19 protein-coding genes are annotated in these 21,819 nt (G+C 67.6%); 5 read left to right on the top strand and 14 right to left on the bottom strand.

Annotation, left to right across the window (positions count from 1 at the left end):
* Nucleotides 1-86: 86 nt before the first annotated feature.
* Nucleotides 87-614, bottom strand: a complete 528-nt coding sequence (locus tag ACYVDN_RS02025) for an adenine phosphoribosyltransferase (protein ID WP_460572198.1) — start codon at nucleotides 612-614, stop codon at nucleotides 87-89.
* A gap of 57 nt (nucleotides 615-671) precedes the next feature.
* Between ACYVDN_RS02025 and ACYVDN_RS02020 the strand changes: the two genes are divergently transcribed.
* The gene (locus ACYVDN_RS02020; protein WP_460567941.1) at nucleotides 672-2,000 is read left to right on the top strand and encodes an MFS transporter; all 1,329 of its coding nucleotides are present in this window, start codon (nucleotides 672-674) and stop codon (nucleotides 1,998-2,000) included.
* A gap of 39 nt (nucleotides 2,001-2,039) precedes the next feature.
* Here ACYVDN_RS02020 and ACYVDN_RS02015 read toward each other — a convergent pair whose 3' ends face one another.
* The 3 genes from ACYVDN_RS02015 to ACYVDN_RS02005 all read right to left on the bottom strand — a co-directional run bounded on the left by ACYVDN_RS02015 (nucleotide 2,040) and on the right by ACYVDN_RS02005 (nucleotide 5,084).
* Nucleotides 2,040-2,414, bottom strand: a complete 375-nt coding sequence (locus tag ACYVDN_RS02015; protein WP_460567939.1) for an FKBP-type peptidyl-prolyl cis-trans isomerase — start codon at nucleotides 2,412-2,414, stop codon at nucleotides 2,040-2,042.
* A gap of 169 nt (nucleotides 2,415-2,583) precedes the next feature.
* Nucleotides 2,584-3,705, bottom strand: coding sequence for a PrsW family intramembrane metalloprotease (locus ACYVDN_RS02010; RefSeq protein WP_460567937.1), 1,122 nt, complete (start codon nucleotides 3,703-3,705; stop codon nucleotides 2,584-2,586).
* Nucleotides 3,702-5,084: an FAD-binding oxidoreductase gene (locus tag ACYVDN_RS02005; protein WP_460567935.1), complete on the bottom strand. Its 1,383-nt coding sequence runs from the start codon at nucleotides 5,082-5,084 to the stop codon at nucleotides 3,702-3,704. The genes ACYVDN_RS02010 and ACYVDN_RS02005 overlap by 4 nt, the downstream gene beginning before the upstream one ends.
* A 127-nt stretch (nucleotides 5,085-5,211) precedes the next feature.
* On the opposite strand from ACYVDN_RS02005, the gene ACYVDN_RS02000 reads away from it, so the two are divergent.
* Complete coding sequence (locus ACYVDN_RS02000) at nucleotides 5,212-5,982, top strand: glycosyltransferase family 2 protein (protein WP_460567933.1); 771 nt, start codon at nucleotides 5,212-5,214, stop codon at nucleotides 5,980-5,982.
* Nucleotides 5,983-6,137: 155 nt separating this feature from the next.
* Here the strand turns inward: ACYVDN_RS02000 and ACYVDN_RS01995 are convergent, their stop codons facing one another.
* Complete coding sequence (locus tag ACYVDN_RS01995; RefSeq protein ID WP_460567931.1) at nucleotides 6,138-7,067, bottom strand: alpha/beta fold hydrolase; 930 nt, start codon at nucleotides 7,065-7,067, stop codon at nucleotides 6,138-6,140.
* A gap of 73 nt (nucleotides 7,068-7,140) precedes the next feature.
* Between ACYVDN_RS01995 and ACYVDN_RS01990 the strand changes: the two genes are divergently transcribed.
* Entirely contained in the window at nucleotides 7,141-8,016 is an 876-nt protein-coding gene (locus ACYVDN_RS01990) for a fumarylacetoacetate hydrolase family protein (protein ID WP_460567929.1), read from the top strand.
* Between the two features lie 194 nt (nucleotides 8,017-8,210).
* Here the strand turns inward: ACYVDN_RS01990 and ACYVDN_RS01985 are convergent, their stop codons facing one another.
* The 5 genes from ACYVDN_RS01985 to ACYVDN_RS01965 form a co-directional block, all read right to left on the bottom strand.
* Nucleotides 8,211-9,695, bottom strand: coding sequence for an aspartate ammonia-lyase (locus ACYVDN_RS01985; protein WP_460572196.1), 1,485 nt, complete (start codon nucleotides 9,693-9,695; stop codon nucleotides 8,211-8,213).
* A gap of 202 nt (nucleotides 9,696-9,897) precedes the next feature.
* Nucleotides 9,898-11,289, bottom strand: coding sequence for an aldehyde dehydrogenase family protein (locus ACYVDN_RS01980; RefSeq protein WP_460567927.1), 1,392 nt, complete (start codon nucleotides 11,287-11,289; stop codon nucleotides 9,898-9,900).
* Between the two features lie 67 nt (nucleotides 11,290-11,356).
* Nucleotides 11,357-12,796 carry an NCS2 family permease gene (locus tag ACYVDN_RS01975; RefSeq protein WP_460567925.1) on the bottom strand — a complete coding sequence of 480 codons (1,440 nt, stop codon included), beginning with the start codon at nucleotides 12,794-12,796 and terminating at the stop codon, nucleotides 11,357-11,359.
* A 98-nt stretch (nucleotides 12,797-12,894) separates the two neighbouring features.
* Nucleotides 12,895-13,227, bottom strand: a complete 333-nt coding sequence (locus ACYVDN_RS01970; protein WP_460567923.1) for a peptidase — start codon at nucleotides 13,225-13,227, stop codon at nucleotides 12,895-12,897.
* On the bottom strand, nucleotides 13,224-14,408 hold the full coding sequence (locus ACYVDN_RS01965; RefSeq protein ID WP_460567921.1) for an inorganic phosphate transporter: 1,185 nt from the start codon (nucleotides 14,406-14,408) through the stop codon (nucleotides 13,224-13,226). The genes ACYVDN_RS01970 and ACYVDN_RS01965 overlap by 4 nt, the downstream gene beginning before the upstream one ends.
* 196 nt (nucleotides 14,409-14,604) lie before the next feature.
* On the opposite strand from ACYVDN_RS01965, the gene ACYVDN_RS01960 reads away from it, so the two are divergent.
* Nucleotides 14,605-16,485, top strand: coding sequence for an APC family permease (locus ACYVDN_RS01960; protein ID WP_460572194.1), 1,881 nt, complete (start codon nucleotides 14,605-14,607; stop codon nucleotides 16,483-16,485).
* A gap of 25 nt (nucleotides 16,486-16,510) precedes the next feature.
* Here ACYVDN_RS01960 and ACYVDN_RS01955 read toward each other — a convergent pair whose 3' ends face one another.
* The 4 genes from ACYVDN_RS01955 to ACYVDN_RS01940 form a co-directional block, all read right to left on the bottom strand.
* Entirely contained in the window at nucleotides 16,511-16,933 is a 423-nt protein-coding gene (locus ACYVDN_RS01955) for a hypothetical protein (protein WP_460567920.1), read from the bottom strand.
* A gap of 53 nt (nucleotides 16,934-16,986) precedes the next feature.
* Complete coding sequence (locus ACYVDN_RS01950; protein WP_460572192.1) at nucleotides 16,987-17,646, bottom strand: class I SAM-dependent methyltransferase; 660 nt, start codon at nucleotides 17,644-17,646, stop codon at nucleotides 16,987-16,989.
* A gap of 19 nt (nucleotides 17,647-17,665) precedes the next feature.
* Nucleotides 17,666-18,505, bottom strand: a complete 840-nt coding sequence (locus tag ACYVDN_RS01945) for an aldo/keto reductase (RefSeq protein WP_460567918.1) — start codon at nucleotides 18,503-18,505, stop codon at nucleotides 17,666-17,668.
* Nucleotides 18,506-18,577: 72 nt separating this feature from the next.
* Entirely contained in the window at nucleotides 18,578-19,492 is a 915-nt protein-coding gene (locus ACYVDN_RS01940; RefSeq protein ID WP_460567916.1) for an NADP-dependent oxidoreductase, read from the bottom strand.
* Nucleotides 19,493-19,637: 145 nt separating this feature from the next.
* On the opposite strand from ACYVDN_RS01940, the gene ACYVDN_RS01935 reads away from it, so the two are divergent.
* The gene (locus tag ACYVDN_RS01935) at nucleotides 19,638-21,815 is read left to right on the top strand and encodes a S9 family peptidase (RefSeq protein ID WP_460567914.1); all 2,178 of its coding nucleotides are present in this window, start codon (nucleotides 19,638-19,640) and stop codon (nucleotides 21,813-21,815) included.
* Nucleotides 21,816-21,819 lie beyond the last annotated feature (4 nt).

The following is a 21,819-nucleotide window of genomic DNA, read 5'->3' as shown; positions in this document are numbered from 1 at the left end:
TTGCGGGTTTCGAGACGCGCCACTTCGTGGTGCTCCTCAACCCACGAGAGGGCGCGCCACTTCGTGGTGCTCCTCAACCCACGGGGCTAGAGCGCGGCGATGCTGTACGTCGGGGTATCGCCCAGCCTGTTCCTGCCGGCGAGGTCTTCGAGTTCGAGCACCACGCCGAATCCCGCGACCGAGTACCCGGCGCGCACGAGAAGGCGAGAGGATGCCGCAAGCGTGCCACCCGTCGCGAGCACATCGTCGAGCACCAGCACCCGCGATCCCTCCGGCAGCCTGTTCGGCTCGATCTCGAGGCTCGACGTGCCGTACTCGAGGTCGTACGACTCGGCCAGCACTTCACCCGGGAGCTTCCCCGCCTTGCGGATCACCAGGACACCGACCTTCGCCGCATAGGCGACGGCGGCCGCGAGAACGAAGCCGCGGGCCTCGACACCTGCAACGGCGTCGAATTCGCCGGAGAAATGGCCGGCCAGGTCATCCACGATCGAAGCGAACGCCGTGCCGTCCGCGAACACGGGAGCGAGGTCGCGGAAAAGGATGCCCGGCTCGGGGAAGTCCGGAACGCTGACCAGAAGACGATCGAGTTCCTCACGCGCGCTGGTCACCAGGCCACCCTACGGCACGTGGCGGAGGCATCCTGGGCCGGCGTGTTACGGTCGAATCCCGTGCCGAACGACGATACCGAGCGCGACATCGCGCCTCAGAGACGATCGGTCTTCGTCGACCTCACTCCCTTGAAGCGGAGCCCTGCATTCGCCCGCCTCTGGATCGGAGGCGCGGTCTCGGGCATCGGTGGCCAGATGACCATCGTGGCCATCGGCCTTCAGGTCTACGACCTTACGAACTCGACCCTCGCGGTCTCGGGCGTCGCGCTCTTCGCGCTGCTGCCCATGGTGTTCTTCGGAATCTACGGCGGCATGCTCGCTGATGTCTTCGATCGCAGGCTCATCGCGCTGCTCTCCGCGATCGTCGCTTGGGGCTCGACCGTGGCCATCGCGCTGCTCGCCTGGTTCCAGGTGGACAACGTGTGGCTGCTCTACCTGCTGGCGACGCTCAACTCCGTTGCCGCAACGGTGATCAGCAGCACGCGCATGGCGATCCAGCCGAGGCTGCTCGACAAGGAGCTGCTGCCGGCGGCGTCGGCTCTCGGCGGCATCGCAACGGGCGTGATGGTCACCCTCGGTCCCGCACTGGCCGGCGTGCTGGTCGCCGCCGTCGGGTTCGGGTGGACCTACTCGGTCGACGTCGTGCTCTTCGTCTTCGCGTTCGTGGGCATCGCGACGCTGCCGCCTATCGTGCCGGAGGGCGACGCGGCGAAGCCCGGGTGGGCATCCCTCGTCGAAGGCCTGTCGTTCCTCAAGCGGGCGCCGAACGTGCGCATGTCGTTCATCATCGACATCATCGCCATGACGTTCGGACAGCCGCGCGTGCTCTTCCCCGCGGCGGGAGCGCTTCTGCTCGGCGGCGGTGCGGTCACCGTCGGTGCGCTGACGGCGGCCTACGCCATCGGGGCGCTGATCTCGAGCGTGTTCTCCGGCCCACTGGGCCACGTCCGCAGGCAGGGCGTCGCGGTGGGACGATCCGTGGTCGTCTACGGTGCCTTCATCTTCGCGCTGGGAGTCGAGCTCGGGCTGCTGGCGACCGGCTGGTTCGGGTCGGCGAACGCGGCGAATCCGAACATTCCGGCGATCGTGGTCGCGTGCGTCATCCTCGTCGGGGCGGGCGCTGCGGACAATGTCTCGTCGATCTTCCGTCAGACGATCCTGCAGTCTGCGACGCCCGACACCATGCGTGGCCGAATCCAGGGCGTGTTCACCGTTGTGGTGACCGGCGGCCCCCGCGTCGGCGACCTCTACGCCGGCGTCGCCGCCGCGCTCGTCGCGCTGTGGTTCCCGCCGGCGCTCGGCGGGTTCGTGATCATGGCGGCGGTCAGTCTGATGATGCGACTGCAGCGCACTTTCCGCCACTACGACGCGATGCACCCCGAGCCCTAAGGCCCCGGGTCCATCGGAAAGTCGTCGGAGTGGCCCGGACTACTTGACGTCGATCAGGTCGATCACGAAGATCAGGGTCTTGCCGCCGAGCGGGTGCCCGGTGCCTGCCGGACCGTATGCAAGGTGCGGCGGGATGGTCAGCTGACGACGTCCTCCGACCTTCATGCCAGGGATGCCGTCCTGCCAGCCCTGGATGAGCCCCTGGAGCGGGAACTGGATCGACTGGCCCCGGCTCCAGGAGGAGTCGAACTCTTCGCCCGATTCGTAGTCGACTCCGAGGTAGTGCACGTCGACCGTCGCGCCCGGCGTGGCCTCTGCGCCGTCGCCCTCAACGATCTCCACGATCTCGAGCTCCTCGGGCGCCGGTCCCTGAGGGGCTTCGATCTCCGGCTTGGACTTCTGCGTTTCGCTCATTCCTCCATCCAAGGGCACGCGTGCCTGAACGTCAAAGCCGAGTGCGAGGCGCACGAAACGCTTGCAATCGAGCGGCGGCCGTTGCACCCTTGGTAGGTACCAACTCGCCGCTCGGATTCGGCTGCCGGCAGTGCCGCACCACCGAGCGGTGAGTTTTGTCCGGGAACGGTCATCCGAGGCGATAGAGCCTGGCGCGTGAATCCGTGATCTCCGTCAGCAGGGCGGCCTCCTCGCTCCAGGTGCCGATGTCCGCTGACCCGTCGATCACACGCTGCCTCGCCATCGCCAGTCGCGTGCTGTCGCGCACCATCGAGCGCACGATCAACGGCGCGTCGCCCCCTCGCTGACGCGCCCACGCTCGCACCCTGTGTCGCCCTGGCCGGGTTCCGTAGAGGGCGACTTCGTCGGGTGTGAACCATCCAGCTCTGCCGTAGTCCTCGAGCCTGTCCCTCGTTCGGTGCTGCTCGCGCACCCGCAGCAGCACCACGGCGATCACCGCTCCGACGAAGATCGGCAGCTCGAACACCAGGTACACGCCCCAGAATCCGATGTAGCTCGAGAAGTTCCACACCGAGTGCAGAACGATCGCGACCGCGAGGCCTGCGACGAACGCGCCGAGGATGCGCCCGACTCCTCCCCTGCGAACAGCAAGTCCGAGGGCGACCCCGGTACACGACGTGAAAAGCACGTGGGCGAACGGCGAGAACAGGGATCGCAGCACGAACACGATCGCGGCCTGACCGGCTCCGCCCATGATCGCCGTGCCGAAGTACTGGATGTTCTCGACGAAGGCGAACCCACCGGCGATGATCGCGGCGTACACGATGCCGTCGATCGGGCCGTCGAAGGTTCGCCGTGCGGCGAAGACCAGGATCAGCAGCCCGACGCCCTTCGCGGTCTCCTCGACCGTCGGCGCTCGCACGATCGCCGAGAGGATCGAGCTCTCCGGAATGGGCGTGAAGACCCGCTGGCCGACGTCGAACAGCAGCGCGATCGTGATCGCCGCGGAAGCGCCCCAGAGGAACGCGAACGCCTTCGCGGCGAGCGGCTCGGGCTCCCACGCGTCGATCCAGAGCGCCGTGAGCAGCACGATGGTCAGCGGCACGAGCGCCAGCGCAGCGCTGATCACCACGAGACCGGGCCCGAAGGCCAGCACCAGGTAGGCGAACACGACGACCAGCAGTTGGGTGAGCAGGATGAGCCCGATGATCGTCCAGACGACAGTGCTGGTCTTCGTGCGCATCACCTGAGGCGCGGCCGGATACTGCGGCACCGGCAACCTCGGCGTCATCCGAAGACCTTTCCCGGGTTGAGGATGCCAAGTGGGTCGAAAACGGCCTTGATGCCGCGCTGCAGCTCGTACGAGTCGTCACCCAGCTCGTCGCGCAGCCAGCGTCGTTTCAGGATGCCGACACCGTGCTCGCCCGTGAGCGTTCCGCCCAAGCGAAGAGCCGTCGTGAACAGGTCGTCTGCGGCGCGCCAGACGTCGTCGGGCACCTCTCCCCCCGCGTAGACGAAGTTCGGGTGCAGGTTGCCGTCTGCGGCGTGCGCGACCGTCGGGATGCTCACGTCGTACTCGTGCCCGATGCGCACGATCTCGTCGAACATGTCCGCAAGGCGCGAACGCGGCACGGCGACGTCTTCGATGAGCACCTCGCCGAGGGCGATCAACGAAGGGTGGAACGCGCGGCGCAGGGCGAGCAGGCGCTCGGATTCCTGCCGGTCGGATGACACCGTGGCACGACCGCCGGCATCGCGCACGAGTGCTGCCGCAGCCTCGGCGCGAGTCGCGGCATCCGCGTCGTCGAACTGCACGATGAGCGATGCGCCCGCGTCGAGATCGAGTGCGTCATCTACACCGCCGTCCGAGATCGACCGCTCGTGCTCGGCTATGGCTTGGAGGGCTGCAGCGTCGATCAGTTCGCAGAGCGCTGGACGGAGGCGTGCGGCCGTGATGGCGGAGGATGCCGAGGCGGCCTCGTGCACTCCGGGAAACAGTCCGACCACCGTCGCCGGCGGGTTCGAGGGTCGAGGAAGTGCCCGCACTGTCGCCTCGACGATCACGCCGAGCGTGCCCTCCGAGCCGACGAACAACGCCGTGAGGTCGTAGCCGGTGACGCCTTTCACCGTTTGGTGGCCGGTGCGCATCACGCGACCGTCTGCCAGGACCACCTCGAGTCCGAGCACCGCCTCCCGTGTGACGCCGTACTTCGCGCAGAGCAGCCCGCCGGCGTTCGTCGCGATGTTGCCGCCGACGGTCGCGATCGCCTTGCTGGCGGGATCCGGCGCGAACCAGAGCCCGAACGGCTCGAGTGCGCGATCGAGGTCGTCGTTGATGACGCCGGGCTGCACGACCGCTAGCTCGTCCTCAGGGGAGATCTCGAGAATGCGGTTCATGCCCGACACGTCGATGACGAGCTCGCCCGCCGAGCCGGCCGACCCGCCTGCGAGACCGGTGCCCGCGCCCTTGGGCACAACGGGGATGCGGTGCTCCGTGGCGAGCCGCAGCGCTGCGCGCACGTCGTCGACGTCTCTGGCGCGCACGATTCCGAGCGGAGCCGACGGCGAGACCCACCCGGACCGGTCCGCTCTCGCGGCCTCCAGCGCGTCGGGCGCCGCGACGAAAGCGTCACCCAGCTCGGCGGCGAGTCGATCGATCGGCCCAGGCATCCGACTCCCTCATCGTGTCGTCCGGTGTCGGCCGGGTGGCCGGTCGCACGGGAATCATACGCGTAGGATCGAGCATCGGTGGATGAGCCTCTCGGGCCCGTCGCGCCGGTGAGGAGTGCCCGTTCTCGTGCCGACCGTCTCTGTGGTCATCCCTGCCTACAACGATGCGGTGATGCTGAGGGAGTGCCTGCATGCTCTCCGTGGTCAGATCAGGCCGGCCGACGAGATCATCGTCGTCGACAACGCGAGCACGGATGACACGGCCGAGGTCGCACGCGAGTTCGACGCCACCGTCGTGCACGAGTCCGTGCAGGGCATCTTCCCGGCTGCATCCGCGGGATACGACGCCGCCGCAGGCGACATCATCGCCCGCCTGGATGCCGACTCCCGCCCTCCGGCCGACTGGATCGCCCACATCGAGGCCGAGTTCACGCTGTCTCCCGAGATCGGCGCCCTGACCGGGCCCGGCGAGTTCTACGACGGCAACCCGTTCATCACCTGGCTCGGCGAGAACCTCTACATCGGCGGCTACTTCTGGTTCGGCGGGCTGTGGCTCGACAACGGACCGATCTTCGGCTCCAACTTCGCGATGCGGCGGGATGTCTGGCTTCGGGTTCGCGACGTCGTGCATCGCTCGCTCCGCAGGGTGCACGACGACCTCGACCTCAGCCTGCACATGCCGCCGGATGTGGTCGTGCGCGTCGACGAGACCCTGAGGGTCGGCATCTCGGCACGTCCGTTCTCGTCGTGGCGCGGATTCGGACGCCGCCTCGGCTGGGCCTATCTCACGTTCCACATGAACTGGCCGGAGTCGTCTCCGTGGCGCATCCGTGCGGCGCGTGAGGAGTACCTCGAGTCGCATCCGGCCGACGAGGGCGACGCGCCGAGCACCGTCTGACAGTCCCCTGCCGGCTCCCCCACTGTTCGAATAGCGCGCCGCAGGCTCGCGTATCGAGACCCACCACGGATGGCGGAGGTCTCGATACGCGTGCCGCTTCGCGACTCGCTACTCGACCAGCGAAGGCGGGCTCTACTTGACCGGCGAGAGAGCCTTCAGCCCTCGGCCCTGGCGAAGAGGGCGAGCATGTCGACGGCCAGCTGGAACGGCGCCGTCTCGCACGGGCTGTGTCCGGTGCGGTACACCGCGAGCTGGGCACCGATCCGCTCGGCGAACCGGGCGTGCAGCTCGACGGGCCAGAGGTCGTGCTCCCCTGTCGCGACGAGCGAGGGGATGCCGGTTGCCTTGAGCTCTGCTGACACGTCCGGTGTGTGCCGCATCAGCCCGATGATGTCATCCACCGACTTGCGACTCGTCAGCTCGAAGCGGGAGCGCACGAAGTCGAGTCGTGTCGGCCCGACCTTGTTCTTGTTGGTGACGACGCCCCAGATCATCAGCCCGGCGCCCTGATGGGATGTCGTGAGGTGACTGATCCAGCCGATCATGCGCACGCCGCGGAACGTCTGGCCGGCGAGCGGTGGGGCGGTGAGCAGCGTGAGGCTTCGCACCAGATCGGGACGCCGAACGGCGACCAGCTGCGCTACGGACCCCGCGAAGGAGTAGCCCAGCACGTGGGCGGGAGGCCCGCTCTCGAGCACCGCGATCAGGTCGTCGACGAAGAGGTCGTAGTCGTAGTGACCGCTCGGGCCGGGGCCGGCACCGGCGGACTCGTACTGCCCTGCAAGGTCGTAGCTCAGCACGCTGTAGCCGTTCTCGACGAGGATCGGGCCGAGCAGCGCGAAGTCCTCCTTCGACCCGGTGACGCCGGGAACCAGCACGACGCGGGGGTCCGCCGGGTCGCCCATCGCCCAGGTCGCGAGCGAGCCGCTCGGGGCGGCGAAGCGTCCCACGACAGTGCCGGCCGGCGGCTGCGACCAGTCCACCTCTCCGATCGCGGCGTCCTTCGCTGCGGCCGCGCGCCGTGCGTCGTCGGCGCTGGAGTCGCGCGCCTCGGATGCGTCGGCACGCTCTTCGTCGATGGACACCCGTCTACCCTATTGCGCGGTACACGTCGGTCCAGCGTGCAGTTCACGAGGGTCTAGACGATAGCCTTTCAGCGTGAAACTGGCGCACCTCGGCACCAACGGCGGGTCGGACGCGCGTCTGGCCGTCGTCGTCGACGAGCGGGCGGCATTCGTCGATGAGCTGATCGACGACGCTCCCGCCGATCTTCAGGAGCTCATCGAGCGGGGCGAAGAGATCAGGGCGTCGATCGAGGCCGCTTCTGTCGCGGCCGCGCATCGGGAAAAGCTGTGGCATGAGGTCTCCGAGCTGCGCCACGCGTCGGCGGTGATGCGGCCCCCGGTCATCCTCGCGATCGGTGCGAATTATGCGGCGCACTCCGCCGAGCTCGCTCTCAAGGTGGAGAAGGCCGCGACCGTGTTCGCGCTCTGGCCGAACTCGCTCACGGCGCACGAGGCGACGACCACCTGGCCAGAGGAGCTCTCGAACGAGGTCGACTACGAGGCCGAGCTCGGGGTCATCATCGGCAAGCCCGCGCGTAACGTGAAGGTCGCCGACGCGCTCGACCACGTGTTCGGCTACACCGTCGTGAACGACATCACCGCCAGGAACCTGCAGTTCTCCGAAGCGCAGTGGTCGCGGTGCAAGTCGTTCGACGGGTTCACGCCGACCGGGCCCGTCGTGGTGACGGCCGACCAGATCGCCGACCCGCAAGACCTCTGGCTGTCGACGACGGTCGACGGCCGTCTGCTCCAGGATGCCTCCACCTCAGGCATGGTGCGCTCCGTCGCGGAGCTGATCGCGTTCCTGTCCACGTCGACGACGCTCCAGCCGGGAACGCTCATCTCCACGGGCAGCCCGGGAGGCGCCGGCTACTCGCGCACTCCCCCGGTGTTCCTGCACGACGGCTCACGCGTGACGGTGTCGTGCTCGGGCATCGGCTCCCTCACGACCCACTGCCGCGTGATTTAGCGCCTGCCTCTGCTCCCCTCCCCTTCGCACACCAAGTCATCGCCACTTTGCGCTGAATCGGGCGCCGCGAACCCACAACAAGTGGCGACGACTTCCGCTGCTCTGTCGACGCCGCGCACCACGCGCGGCGTCGAGCCACCACCACGCTCCGAGCCACCACTCGCGCGCCGAGCCACCACCCTCGCGCCCAGTGCTCAGAGGCGGGCGTCGGGGTTTCCGTGGTGGTCCGGTACGACGGGGATCGACGTCGTGATGGTCTCCAGCCCGCTGAGCCGTGCTGGCGAGAGCAGCCTGCTGACCTGGTCCCTGGGCATGAGGTTGGCCTCGACGACCAGGTCGGCGACGTTGCGTCCCGTGAGCAGGGCGGTCTTCGCGAGGGCTGCCGCGGCGGCGTATCCGATGTGCGGGGTCAGCGCCGTGATGACGCCGACGGATGACCCGACCATCGTCTCCAGCCGCTGCTCGTTCGCGGTGATGCCGTCGATGCAGTTCACCCTCAGCGTCAGGCACGCCTGCCTCAGCCAGGTGATCGACTGCAGCAGGAAGTTCGCGATCACGGGTTCGAACGCGTTCAGCTGCAGCTGACCTGCCTCGGCGGCCGCGGTGACTGTTGCGTCAGCCCCGATGATGCTGAACGCGACCTGGTTCACGACCTCGGGGATGACCGGGTTCACCTTTCCAGGCATGATGCTCGAACCCGCCTGCCTCGGGGGGAGCGTGATCTCGCCGAATCCCGCCTGGGGTCCGCTGGAGAGCAGCCTGAGGTCGTTGCAGATCTTCGACAGCTTGACGGCGCTGCGCTTGAGCGCACCGCTGAACGACATGAACACGCCGGCGTCGCTCGTGGACTCGATCAGGTCGGGCGCCGTCTCGAGCTCGAGGCCGGAGATGATGTTGAGGTGGCGCACGACCGCCGCGGCATACCTCGAGTCGGCGGTGATGCCGGTTCCGATCGCCGTCGCGCCGAGGTTGACCTCGGCCAACAGCCAGATGGTCTCCTTGAGCCGTTCGTAGTCCTCGGCGAGCGTGGTGGCGAAGCCGTGGAACTCCTGTCCGAGCGTCATCGGAACGGCATCCTGCAGCTGGGTGCGGCCCACCTTGAGCACGTTCTTGAACTCGACGCCCTTGCGGGAGAACGCCTCGCGCAGCTCCCAGAGCTCGTCGAGCAGCGAGCGCAGCAGAAGCGACAGGGCGATCTTCACCGCCGTCGGATACGTGTCGTTCGTGCTCTGGCTTCGGTTGACGTCGTCGATCGGGTGCAGGTGCGCGTAGTCGCCCTTCTCGAATCCGCCGAGCTCGAGGGCGCGGTTCGCGATCACCTCGTTGGCGTTCATGTTGGTCGACGTCCCAGCGCCGCCCTGAATGATGCCGACCACGAACTGGTCGTGCAGCTTGCCGTCGAGCACCTCCTGGCACGCGCGGTCGATGAGTTCCGCCTTTCGGGGTTCGAGCACGCCGATCTCGGCGTTCGCCCTCGCCGCAGCCTGCTTCACCATGGCCAGCGCCTCGACGAAGGTCGAGTAGACCGAGATGGGCCGGTGAGCGATCGGGAAATTCTCCAAGGCCCGGAAGGTGTGGATGCCCCAGTAAGCGTCTGCGGGAATTCTATGTTCCCCCAGCGAGTCGGTCTCGATGCGGAAGGCGCCCTCGCGGTCATCCCATCCAGGGGGCGGTGACATCTCGGAATCGGGTTGCTGAACGGGGATCTCACGTGTCGTGGTCACGACCTGGGGCCTTCCTGGGGCGCTTCGTCACGCCTCACCCCATCGACACTACGGGGGCGAGATCACGCTTCGCTGGATACCGATCGGACCGACGTGCAAGACCTCTGGTTCCGGACGATCGCACGGGCACAGGCCCAGCCGAGCGCGCTCCGGCCGCCTAGGACAGCCTGCGGATCAGCCCGCGCGCCATCGAGTCCGTGCGCTCCGTGTACGGCGGGAAGATCATCGAGAGCGACTCGGGCTTCAGCGGCTTGCTGAGCACCGCCTTCTCGTTGCTGAACGTGACGAACCCCGCCTCGCCGCGGTAGCGGCCCATGCCGCTCTCCCCCACGCCACCGAAGGGCAGCCCGATGAGGGTCTGGTGCACCGCCGGCACGTTGAACCCGACGGCACCGGAGGAGGTTCCCCGCAGGAAGGCCTTCCGCACCTCGTCTCGCTCGGAGAAGACGTAGAGCGCCAGCGGCTTGTCGCCGGCAGCGATGCGACGGATGGCCTCGACGGCACCGCTGACCTCGATCACGGGCAGGATCGGCCCGAAGATCTCCTCCTGCATGATGCGTGCGTCGTCGCCGACCCCGGTGAGCACCGTCGGTGCGATGTATCGGTCTGCAGCATCCGTCTGACCGCCTGAGGCGATCTCACCGTCGGCCAGAAGCGAGTTCAGCGCTTCGAATCGGCCGGGGCTCACGATGCGGGCATAGTCCGCGGATGCCTGCGGGTCATCCCCGTACAGCTCACGCACCGACTCGGCGATGAGCGGCACCAGCTCACGGGCGACCTCGGGAGTGGTGAGCAGGTAGTCCGGTGCAACGCACGTCTGCCCGGCGTTGAGGTACTTGCCCCAGGCGATGCGCTTCGCCGTGGCCTTGAGGTCGACCGAGTCGTCGACGTAGACCGGCGACTTGCCACCGAGCTCGAGCGTGATCGGCGTGAGGTGCTTCGCGGCGGCCTCCGCGACGATGCGTCCGACGCGGGATCCACCGGTGTAGAAGATGTGGTCGAACCGCTGCTCGAGCAGTGCCGTGGTCTCCGGAACGGCGCCCTCGACGACGGCGACGGCGCGGGCATCCAGGTAATCGGGCACGAGTCTCACGAACAGCGCCGAGGTCGCGGCCGCGAGCTCACTCGGCTTCATCACGACCGCGTTGCCGGCGGCGAGCGCGGCCACCACGGGGCCGAGCAGCAGCTGCACCGGGTAGTTCCACGGCGAGATCACCAGCACGACGCCGAGCGGCTCTCGGATGATGGATGCCCGTGCCGGTTGAGCCACCAGCGGAACGGCGACCCTCTTCGGTGCCGCCCAGCGCTTCAGGTGGCCCAGGGCGTGCGCCACCTCGGTGAGCACGACGTTGATGTCGGCGAGCTGCGTCTCGGTCGGATTGCGGTGAAGGTCGGTCGCGAGCGCTGCCTCGAAGTCGGCGGAGTGCTGGGTGAGCATGCGCCGGATGGCTGTCAGCTGCGCCCTGCGCCAGGCAAGCGGCTTGGTGATGCCGGCGTCGAACGCCTTTCGTCGCTCGGCGACGATGCCTGCGATCTCCTCAGAAGTCATGCGGCCATAGTAGGGCTGGTCACCTGACCAAGTCGTACCGGGTGGAGGTCGAACCGCGCACGACGGCTCAATGGCCGAACAAGGCCTCGATGGGTCCCCGCGCGAAGTAGATGGCGAAGCCGATGGCGACGACCCAGAGCAGCGGGCTGATCGACCGGATCTTGCCCGAGAACGCCTGGATCACGACCCAGGCGATGAAGCCCGCGCCGATTCCGTTCGCGATCGAGTAGGTCAGCGGCATGATCACGACGGTCAGGAACACCGGCAGCAGCACGGAGAAGTCCGTGAGGTCGATGCTCTTGATCTGCGACATCATGAGCGCACCGACGATCACCAGGGCGGCCGCCGCCACCTCAGACGGCACGATCTGCGCGATCGGCGTGAAGAACATGGCGAGCAGGAACAGCACGCCGGTGACGACGTTGGAGAAGCCGGTTCGCGCACCCTCGCCGATGCCCGCGCCCGACTCGATGAAGACGGTGTTGGAGGAGCTCGACGTGAGTCCACCGGCGACGGCGCCGACGCCCTCGACGATCAGCGCGCTGCGCAGGCGCGGGAAGGTTCCGTCGTCCTTGGCCAAGCCGGCCTCCTTGGAGAGGCCGGTCATGGTTCCCATGGCGTCGAAGAAGTTGCTGAACACAAGAGTGAAGACCAGCATGACGGCCGTCAGCACACCGAGCTTGCTGAAGTCGAAGCTGACCTGCCCTACGAGGCTCAGGTTCGGCAGGGAGACCCAGTTGGTGATCTGCGGAACGGTGAGGCTCCACCCTCCGGGGTTCTTCGCGCTTGCTGCACCGAGGTGCCAGATCGCCTCGATGACGACCGAGAGCACGGTTCCCGAGGCCAGACCGATCAGGATGGCCCCCTTGACCTTGCGAGCGACCAGGATGCCCGTGAGCAGCAACGTGATCACGAACACCACCGTCGGGATTGTCGCGATCGACCCGTCGTCACCGAGCCCGACCGGCGGGGACGCCAGACCCGTGGTCTTGACGAATCCGGCATCCACGAGCCCGATGAAGGCGATGAAGAGTCCGATACCGACGGTGATGGCGATCTTCAACGAGTACGGGACGGCGTCGAAGATGAGCCGCCGCAGCCCGGTCGCCGAGAGGATGACGATGATGATGCCGTCGATCACGACGAGGCCCATCGCCTCCGGCCAGGTCACCTGGCCGACGACGCTCACCGCGAGGAAGGAGTTGATGCCGAGCCCTGCGGCGAACGCGAACGGCAGACGCGCGATCAGGCCGAACAGGATCGTCATGAAGCCGGCGGTGAGCGCGGTCACGGCCGCCACAGCCGAGAACGCGAGACGATGCCCGTCGACGTCGGGGCTGCCAGACAGGATGATCGGGTTCAGCACGATGATGTACGCCATCGTCACGAAGGTGACGAGGCCGCCGCGCACCTCCTGCCACCACGTCGAGCCGCGCTTCGAGATCTCGAAGAACGTGTTGAGGCGGCCGCCGGTGTGCGCCTCGGTCGTCGTGTCGGTCTGCGACATGGGGACTCCCATCGTGACGAGAAGGATCGAGTAGATATTGTCAGGCGACCGCACACCGGCGCCAGGGCCGGGACCGCTCTGCCTGCGGGTGCTCCACCTCAGGTGTGGAACGCGGGGATGATCAGGTAGATGCCGAACAGCACGACGAGGCCGCACAGACCGAAGCACGCGTAGGCGACGACCAGGGCGAGCCGCTTTCTGGCGGGGCTCAGCGGGTTCCTCTCCGCCGCGCGGCGCATGCGCTTGGCCTCCGCAGCCGCCTCGGCGGGCGACACGACGGTGATGGCGTCGGCGAACTCGGCCGGCGTGACGTTCGGCGCCTTGCCCGCCGTGGAGAGCATCCGCAGAGCGAAGGCGCAGAGCGCGACGACGACGCATGCCGACAGCAACGACACGGCCGCGACGACGAAGAACGAGACCCAGTCGATCACGCTGCACTCCTTCTCTTCGGCTTGACCTTGCGGATCTTCACGACGCGCCCCGACTCGGCGACCTCGTTGACGCCCTCGATGGCGTTACGGGCGCTGACGTGGTTGCGCTTCGAGATCACGAAGATGAACACGATGACCCCGATGGCGATCATCAGGTCGATGAGCACCCCGGCAGGGCCGATGAGCGCGATGAACGACGTGAGCGCGCCGACCACCGCCGAGGCGGGAAGTGTCATCAGCCAGCCGAGTCCGATACGTCCGGCCGTCCCCCAGCGCACGCTCGAGCCGCGACGCCCGAGCCCAGAACCGATCACCGATCCGGATGCCACCTGGGTGGTCGACAGCGCGAATCCGAGGTGGGTCGAGGCCAGGATGGTGGCCGCGGTGCTCGTCTCGGCGGCGAAGCCCTGCGCGGGCTTGACCTCGGTGAGGCCCTTGCCGAGGGTGCGGATGATGCGCCATCCACCGGTGTACGTTCCGATCGCGATGGCCAGCGCGCAGGCCGTGATCACCAGGGCAGGCGGGTTCGATCCAGGGGCGAGCACGCCGGCCGAGATGAGCACGAGGGTGATCACGCCCATCGTCTTCTGCGCGTCATTGGTGCCGTGCGCGAGCGCGACGAGCGACGACGAGAAGATCTGCGCGAACCGGAACCCGGCACGTCCGTCGGGCAGGCCGTCGTACCTGCGCGTGATGACATAGGCGATCTTGGTCGCGCAGTACGCGACGAAGCCCGCGGTGATCGGCGCGAGCACGGCGGGGAGGATGACCTTGTCGAGCAGCACGACGTAGTCGACCGACCCGAAGCCCGCGCCGACGATCGCCGCACCGATCAACCCGCCGAACAGCGCGTGACTCGAACTCGACGGCAGGCCGTAAAGCCAGGTGACGAGGTTCCAGATGATCGCGCCCACCAGCCCAGCGAAGATCATGGTCGGAGTGATCTGAACACCGCCCGGACCCTCTTTGATGAGGCCGCTCGAGATCGTCTGGGCGACGGCGGTCGAGAGAAAGGCGCCGACCAGATTGAGCACGGCGGCGAGCGCGACTGCCACCTTGGGACGCATGGCCCCCGTCGCGATCGGCGTCGCCATGGCGTTGGCCGTGTCGTGGAAACCGTTGGTGAAGTCGAAGAACAGCGCCAGCAGTATCACCAGCGCGACGATCAGGGTGAACTCCACCGAGTGTTCTCTCCCGGTACACGTTGCGTTAAGGTCACGACGATCGTCACATGCCGCGTCTGCACGGGTCAAACTCGACGCGAGTTCACTCAGGTGCTCGCGCTGGCGCCCGCGAGGGTCCGCGGGCGTTTAGTCTGACCGAGTGACGCACGAAGTGCAGGCTCCGACCGGATTCAGGACCTGGTTCCTGAAGGGGATGACTGCACCCCGTACCGGACCGCATGCCGAATCGGCCGAGAAGACCCACGCCTGGTGGCGGGTCATGTGTCTCACCGGCCTCGACTACTTCTCGACTCTCGGGTATCAGCCGGCGATCGCGGCACTGGCGGCCGGACTGGTCGCCCCGTTCGCGACGATCGTGCTCGTGCTGCTCACGGTGGCCGGCGCACTTCCGGTGTATCGCAGGGTCGCGAAGGAGAGCTTCCGCGGCTCGGGCTCGCTCGCCATGCTCGAGCGGCTGCTGCCGTGGTGGGGCGGCAAGCTGCTGGTGCTCGTGCTGCTCGGGTTCGCGGCCACCGACTTCATGATCACGATCACCCTCTCGGCAGCGGATGCCACGGCGCACGCCATCGAGAACCCGTTCTTCCCCTCATGGCTCCACGGCTCCAACGTTCCGCTCACCCTGCTGCTGATCACGCTGCTCGGCGCGGTCTTCCTGATGGGGTTTTCGGAGGCGATCGGCATTGCAACGGTGATCGTCGGCGTCTATCTCGCGCTCAACGTCATCGTGGTCGTCGCCTCGTTCGCGCACGTGTTCGAGAACCCGATCGTGGTGACGAACTGGTGGACAGCACTCACCACGGTGCATGCCGATCCGCTCGCGATCGTGGGGATCTCGCTGCTCGTCTTCCCGAAACTCGCCCTCGGCCTCTCCGGATTCGAGACGGGTGTCGCGGTGATGCCGCAGATCAAGGGCGCCAAGGGCGACACGCCCGACCAGCCGACCGGACGCATCCGCGGTGCCGGCCGACTGCTCACGACGGCGGCGCTCATCATGAGCTGCTTCCTTCTCACCTCGAGCTTCACGACAACGGTGCTCATTCCGCAGAAGGACTTCCAGCCGGGCGGTCCGGCGAACGGACGCGCTCTCGCCTTCCTCGCCCACGAGTACCTCGGTGAAGGTTTCGGAACCGTCTACGACATCTCGACCATCGCGATCCTGTGGTTCGCAGGCGCTTCGGCGATGGCGGGTCTCTTGAACCTCGTGCCCCGCTACCTGCCGCGTTATGGCATGGCCCCGCAGTGGGCGAAGGCGATCCGGCCCCTGGTCGTGGTGTTCACGCTGATCGCCTTCCTGATCACTCTGGTGTTCGACGCGAACGTCGACGCACAGGGCGGCGCGTATGCGACGGGTGTGCTGGTGCTCATCACGTCGGCATCCGTCGCCGTGACGCTGTCCGCGCTGCGAAAACGTCAGCATCGCAGGCTCATCGCCTTCACGGTGATCTCCGTGGTCTTCCTCTACACGACCATCGCGAACATCTTCGAGCGGCCGGAAGGTGTGCGGATCGCCGCGCTGTTCATCCTGGGCATCCTCGCCGTGTCGATCCTGTCCAGGGTGCGTCGTTCGTTCCAGCTGCGTGCGACGTCCGTGCGTCTCGGTCTGACGGCGGCGGGCTTCGTCTCGGAGGATGCCGAGGAGTTCGGCGCCGTGCGCATCGTGTCTCACCAGCCGGGCGAGGACACGGCGTTCGAGTACGCCCAGAAGAGCAAGGACGAGAGGCGCATCGCGCACATTCCGCGTGGGTCCCCGATCATCTTCCTCGAAGTGCTGCCGAGCGACTCGTCGGACTTCGAGGAAGACCTCGAGATCACCGGTGTCGCGAAGCACGGGTATCGCGTTCTGCAGGTGAGGAGCGGCAACGTGCCGAACACCATCGCCGCCGTTCTGCTGCAGATCCGCGACGAGACGGGTGTCGTGCCCGAGATCTACTTCGGCTGGAACGAGGGAAACCCCATCTCGAACATGTTCCGGTTCCTCATCACCGGAACCGGCGAGATCGCCCCTGTGACCAGGGAGGTGCTGCGCGAGGCGGAGCGCGACCCGAAGCGACGCCCTCACGTGCACGTGAGCTGAAGAATGGCCGCCGAGGGATGACCGGTCAGGCGCCCGCGTCGGCGGTGGCCTGACCGATGAGCGTCAGCACCGCGCGCGCGTATGCCGTCTCGGCATCGGAGGCCTCGAAGCGGGCGCTCAGGCCGTCACGCGCCGTCTCGACGACGAACCCGCCGCCATCCGTCCTGGTCAGCGAGACGAAGGTGCCGCCGAGCAGGCCCCGAAGCTGATCCTCCCTGGGCAGCCACAGGGCGTTCTCGACCGCCACCGAGTCGAGCGCCCACTCGGTCGTGCCGTTGAACCCCAAGATCGTGCCGGTGTCGAACTCGTGCGGCTCGATGGTCATGTCGCTCACGGTGAACGTCTCGCCGTCGAACTCGCCCGAGTCGATGACGAACACGTCGCCGGACGCCGGATGCCAAGCCAGGCCGTGATCGCGCAACTCGCGCGCCAGCTCCGTCGTGATCATCTCGCCATTATGGTCCGCGCGCCCGACAACGTCAGCGATCGCGAGGACGAGTGCTACTCGGCCGTCCGAGCGGGGGCGAGTTCGGCGAGCAGACAGACGTCGAACGGTTCGGCGTAGGTCCAGAGCTCGGAGCGAACGACGGTGAGACCGGCCTGCGTTGCCATGGCCGCCATCGCCTCCGGCGTGCCGATCAGGGAAAGGCGCCGCGGGTTGTGACCGTGGCCCGGATTCTGGTCGGTCGTGCTGAAGGTGGCGATGACGATGCGGCCGTTCGGGGCCAGCAGCCTGCGCCAGTCGCGCAGCGCCGCCGACGGACTCGGCATCAGGTGCAGCCCCGTCGCGCACGTGATCAGGTCGAACGAGCCGTCCGCGAACGGGAGCGGCGGCTCAGCGTCGACCAGCACGAACTCCGCACCCGGCGTCTCCCGACGCGCAACCGCGAGCATCCCGGCGGAGATGTCCGCTCCGAGGAGAGAACGCTCATCCGACGGCGGAAGCGCGCGCAGCACCAGCCCGGTGCCCGTCGCGACGTCGAGCACGCGGCCGACCCCGTCGAGTTGCACGAACGATGCCACCCGAGCGGCGAGCTCCCTGTGCATCCGCGAGTCGTCGTACTGGGTCGCACGCTCGTCGAACTGTGCGGCGACACCGGTGACATCCTCGAGGGCGTCGTGCCCGTCGGCGAGTTCTTCGTTCGGCTGCTCGGCGTCCATGGTCACGATTGCGCGATTCTCACTGCTCTTCGTGGTGGTTCGGGTCGCCGCCGAACAGGCGACCGTCGTCACGGCCGAGCGCGGTGATGGCCGCCACCTCGTCGTCGCTCAGCTCGAAGCCGAAGATGTCGAGGTTCTCCCGCTGACGCCCCGCGGTGCTCGACTTCGGCAGTGGAACGGAGCCGAGCTGCACGTGCCATCTCAGCACGACCTGCACGGGTGTGACGCCGTGAGCGACAGCGGCATCCCTGATCGCCGGCTCCGACCGCACAGGAGAATGCTTGCCGAGCGGACTCCAGGCCTCGGTGACGATACCGTGCTCCCTGTGGAACGCTCGCAGCGCCACCTGCGGGAAGTACGGGTGCAGCTCGACCTGGTTCACGGCGGGGAGCTCACCCGTCTCGCGCTGCAGCCTGGTCAGGAACTCCTCGGTGAAGTTCGAGACGCCGATCGTGCGCACCAGTCCACGATCGCGGAGGTCGATCATCGCCCGGTAGGCGTCGACGTACTTGTCGACGCCAGGGTTCGGCCAGTGGATGAGATACACGTCGATGACATCCACACCGAGAGCGCGACGCGACTCCTCGAACGATGCCAGCGTTTCGTCGTAACCGTGGTGACGCCCTGGCACCTTCGTCTGCACGATCAGCTCGCTGCGATCGACTCCCGACGCCCGCAGTGCTCGCCCGACGGCGTCCTCGTTGCGGTAGTTCACGGCGGTGTCGATCAGACGGTAGCCGGCGTGGATCGCGTCGATGATCGCGCGTTCGCCCTCGTCACCGCGAAGCGGATAGGTGCCGAAGCCGATCGCCGGAATGCTGGTGTCGTCCTTTAGGGTGAGCTGGGGGATGTCGGTCATCCCTCAAGGCTACAAAGCCGGGGCCCCGGGCCGATTCAGCGGTGCCGATTCAGCAGGCGCCGAGTGCGCGGGTCACCGCGTGACGACGATCACCTTCCCTCGCAGGTGGCCAGCCATCAGGAACTCGTACGCCTCGGCGACGCGCTCGATCGGATACACGCAGTCGATGGGGATCACCACTTCGCCCGCCGCGATGAGCTCGCCGAGGCGAGCGAGATCCTCACGAGACGCGTCGACGCTGCCTGCACCCTGCGCCTCCCTGTGTCCGCGTGCCGCGATCGTGTTGACCCGTTCGATGTCCACCCCGAACTCGAGGGCGGCGTCGATCGTCTCTGTGCCACCGTGAGTGTCGAAAGCCGCGGTGACGCCGTCCGGTGAGGCATCCCTGATCCTGTCGACGAGACCGTCACCGTAGGTGATCGGGATGACGCCCAGTTCGCGCAGGAAGTCGTGGTTCTTCTCGCTCGCCGTGCCGATCACCACGGCTCCGCGCAGCAGCGCCAGCTGTGCGGCGATGACACCGACTCCCCCTGCAGCACCGCCGACGAGCACGGTATCCTCAGCGGTCACATCGAGCCGATCGACACCTGCGCAAGCGGTGCGCCCAGCGATCGCCAGCGCGCCGGCCACTTCGATCGCCAACCCATCGGGGCGGCGGATGAGCAGATCGTCCTCGTGGATGATCACATAGTCGGCCATCGCCTCAGCCCGCTTGCCGCCGTACACCTGATCGCCGACCGCGAACCGTGTGACGTTCTCACCCACTTCGTCGATCACCCCGGCGAAGTCGTGCCCGACGCCTGCCGGCGGCCAGACGCCGTGACGGTCGGCACCGGAGCCGTCGAAGATCTTGTAGTCCGCGGGGTTCAACCCTGCGACGACCACGTCGACCCGCACCTCCCCCGGTCCGGGACGCGGCGGCTCGACCTCCACGACGTCGAGCACCTCCGGGCCTCCGAAGCGCTCGTATCGCACCGCTCTGATCATGCACGTCTCCTCATGGTGTGGGTGCGGCCGGATGACGCAGGGGTCGCACGACATCCAGCCTGGCACTGCACCCACCGTCGTGGGATGGCTCGTCCGCTCATCGGTCCGGTCGGTACGCCAGAGACACGGCCGATAGCGTTGTCGCATGCCAGACCCAGCAGCTCCCGCTCCATCGGTCGCCACGAACGGAATCGCCACCGGCGCGACGCCACCCGTCGCGAAGAAGGTGCCGTTCACGCGCACGCATCACGGCGACTCGGTCGAGGATCCCTACGAGTGGCTGCGCGACAAGGATGACGCCGAGGTGATCGCGCACCTCGAGGCCGAGAACGCCTTCACCGACGCCAGCACAGCCGCGCTCAAGCCACTGCGCGACCGCATCTTCGAAGAGATCCGGTCGCGCACCAAGGAGACGGATCTCTCCGTTCCGGTGCGCGAAGGCCACTGGTGGTACTACTCGCGCTCGTTCGAGGGTCTGCAGTACGGCGTGCAGTGTCGCGCCCCGATCGCGGCCGACGACGACTGGACTCCCCCTACCGTCGCGGAGGTGGAGCCCGGAACGCCTGCGCTGCACGGCGAGCAGGTGCTGTTCGACTCCAATGTCGAAGCGGAGGGCCACGAGTTCTACCGCCTCGGCACGTTCGACGTGAGCACGGACGGCGCGCGCCTCCTGTACGCGATCGACACGGTCGGCGACGAGCGGTACACACTACGGGTTCGAGACCTCGCAACGGGCGACGACCTGGCCGACGAGGTTCCCGACACGTCGGCGGGCGCCGTGCTCTCCCCCGACGGAAGGCATGCGTTCTACGCCACCGTCGACGACTCGTGGCGACCGGACACGATCTGGCGTCACGAGCTCGGCACGGCGCACTCGGACGACGTCGTCGTGCACCACGAGGACGACGAGCGGTACTGGGTCGGCGTCGGCGTCACGCGCAGTCGCGCGTACATCGAGATCGGCATCGGGTCGTCGATCACGAGCGAGTCGCGGCTCATCCCCTCCTCCGACCCCACTGCCGTTCCGTCGACCGTGTGGCCGCGGCGCGAGGGTGTCGAGTACGAGGTTGAGCACGCCGTCGTCGCCGGTGAGGACCGCCTGCTGATCGTGCACAACGACGGGGCAGAGGACTTCGAGCTGGTGGATGTCGCGGCGGGCGATCCGCAGGGCGAAAGGCGCGTCATCCTCCCCCACCGCCAGGGGGTTCGGCTCGAGTCCGTCGACGCGTTCGCCGCCCGAGCCGTCGTCGCATACAGACGAGACGCCCTTTCCCGCGTGGCCGTGCTGCCACTCACGGGTGCCGGGTTCGGCGAGCTCGCGGAGCTCGAGTTCGACGAGCCGCTTTTCACCGTCGGCACCGCGGGCAACCCCGAGTGGGACCAGCCGACGGTTCGCCTCGGGTACGGCTCGCTGGTGACGCCGTCGACCGTGTACGACTGGGTGCCCCCGCACGAGGACCGCGCGGGCGAACTGCGTCTGCTGAAGCGTCAGCCTGTGCTCGGCGGATACGATCCCGATCTCTACGAGCAGCGCCGTGAGTGGGCGGTCGCGGATGACGGCACTCGGGTCCCTATCTCGCTGGTCTTCCGCCGCGACCTCGTCACGCCGGGAACACCCGCGCCGCTGGAACTGTACGGATACGGCTCCTACGAACACAGCATCGACCCTGCGATGTCGGTCGCTCGACTGTCGTTGCTCGACCGGGGCGTCGTCTTCGCCATCGCACACGTGCGGGGCGGCGGGGAACTCGGCAGGCACTGGTACGAAGACGGCAAACGCACGAGCAAGCGCAACACGTTCACCGACTTCGTCGCCTGCGCCCATCACCTCGTCGACACCGGATGGACCGCCCCCGACCGGCTGGTCGCCGAGGGCGGAAGCGCCGGCGGGCTGCTGATGGGCGCAGTGGCCAACCTGGCGCCGGAGCTCTTCGCCGGCATCCTGGCCGACGTTCCATTCGTCGACGCGCTCACGAGCATCCTCGACCCCGACCTGCCGCTGACGGTCATCGAGTGGGACGAGTGGGGCGACCCGTTGCACGACCCGGAGGTGTACGCGTACATGAAGTCGTACACCCCGTATGAGAACGTGCGGGCGGATGTCGTCTACCCGCGCATTCTCGCGGTCACGAGCCTGAACGACACGCGGGTGCTCTACGTCGAGCCGGCGAAGTGGGTCGCGCGGCTGCGCGAGGTCGGGGCTCCCGTGCTGCTGAAGACCGAGATGTCCGCCGGCCATGGCGGCGTCAGCGGCCGATACAACGCCTGGCGGGAGCGCGCCTTCGAGCTGGCGTGGCTGCTCGACGTGCTCACCCTCGCGTGAGCAG

The organism is Humibacter soli (assembly GCF_054779035.1).
This window is presented reverse-complemented; position numbering and strand designations above follow the sequence as displayed.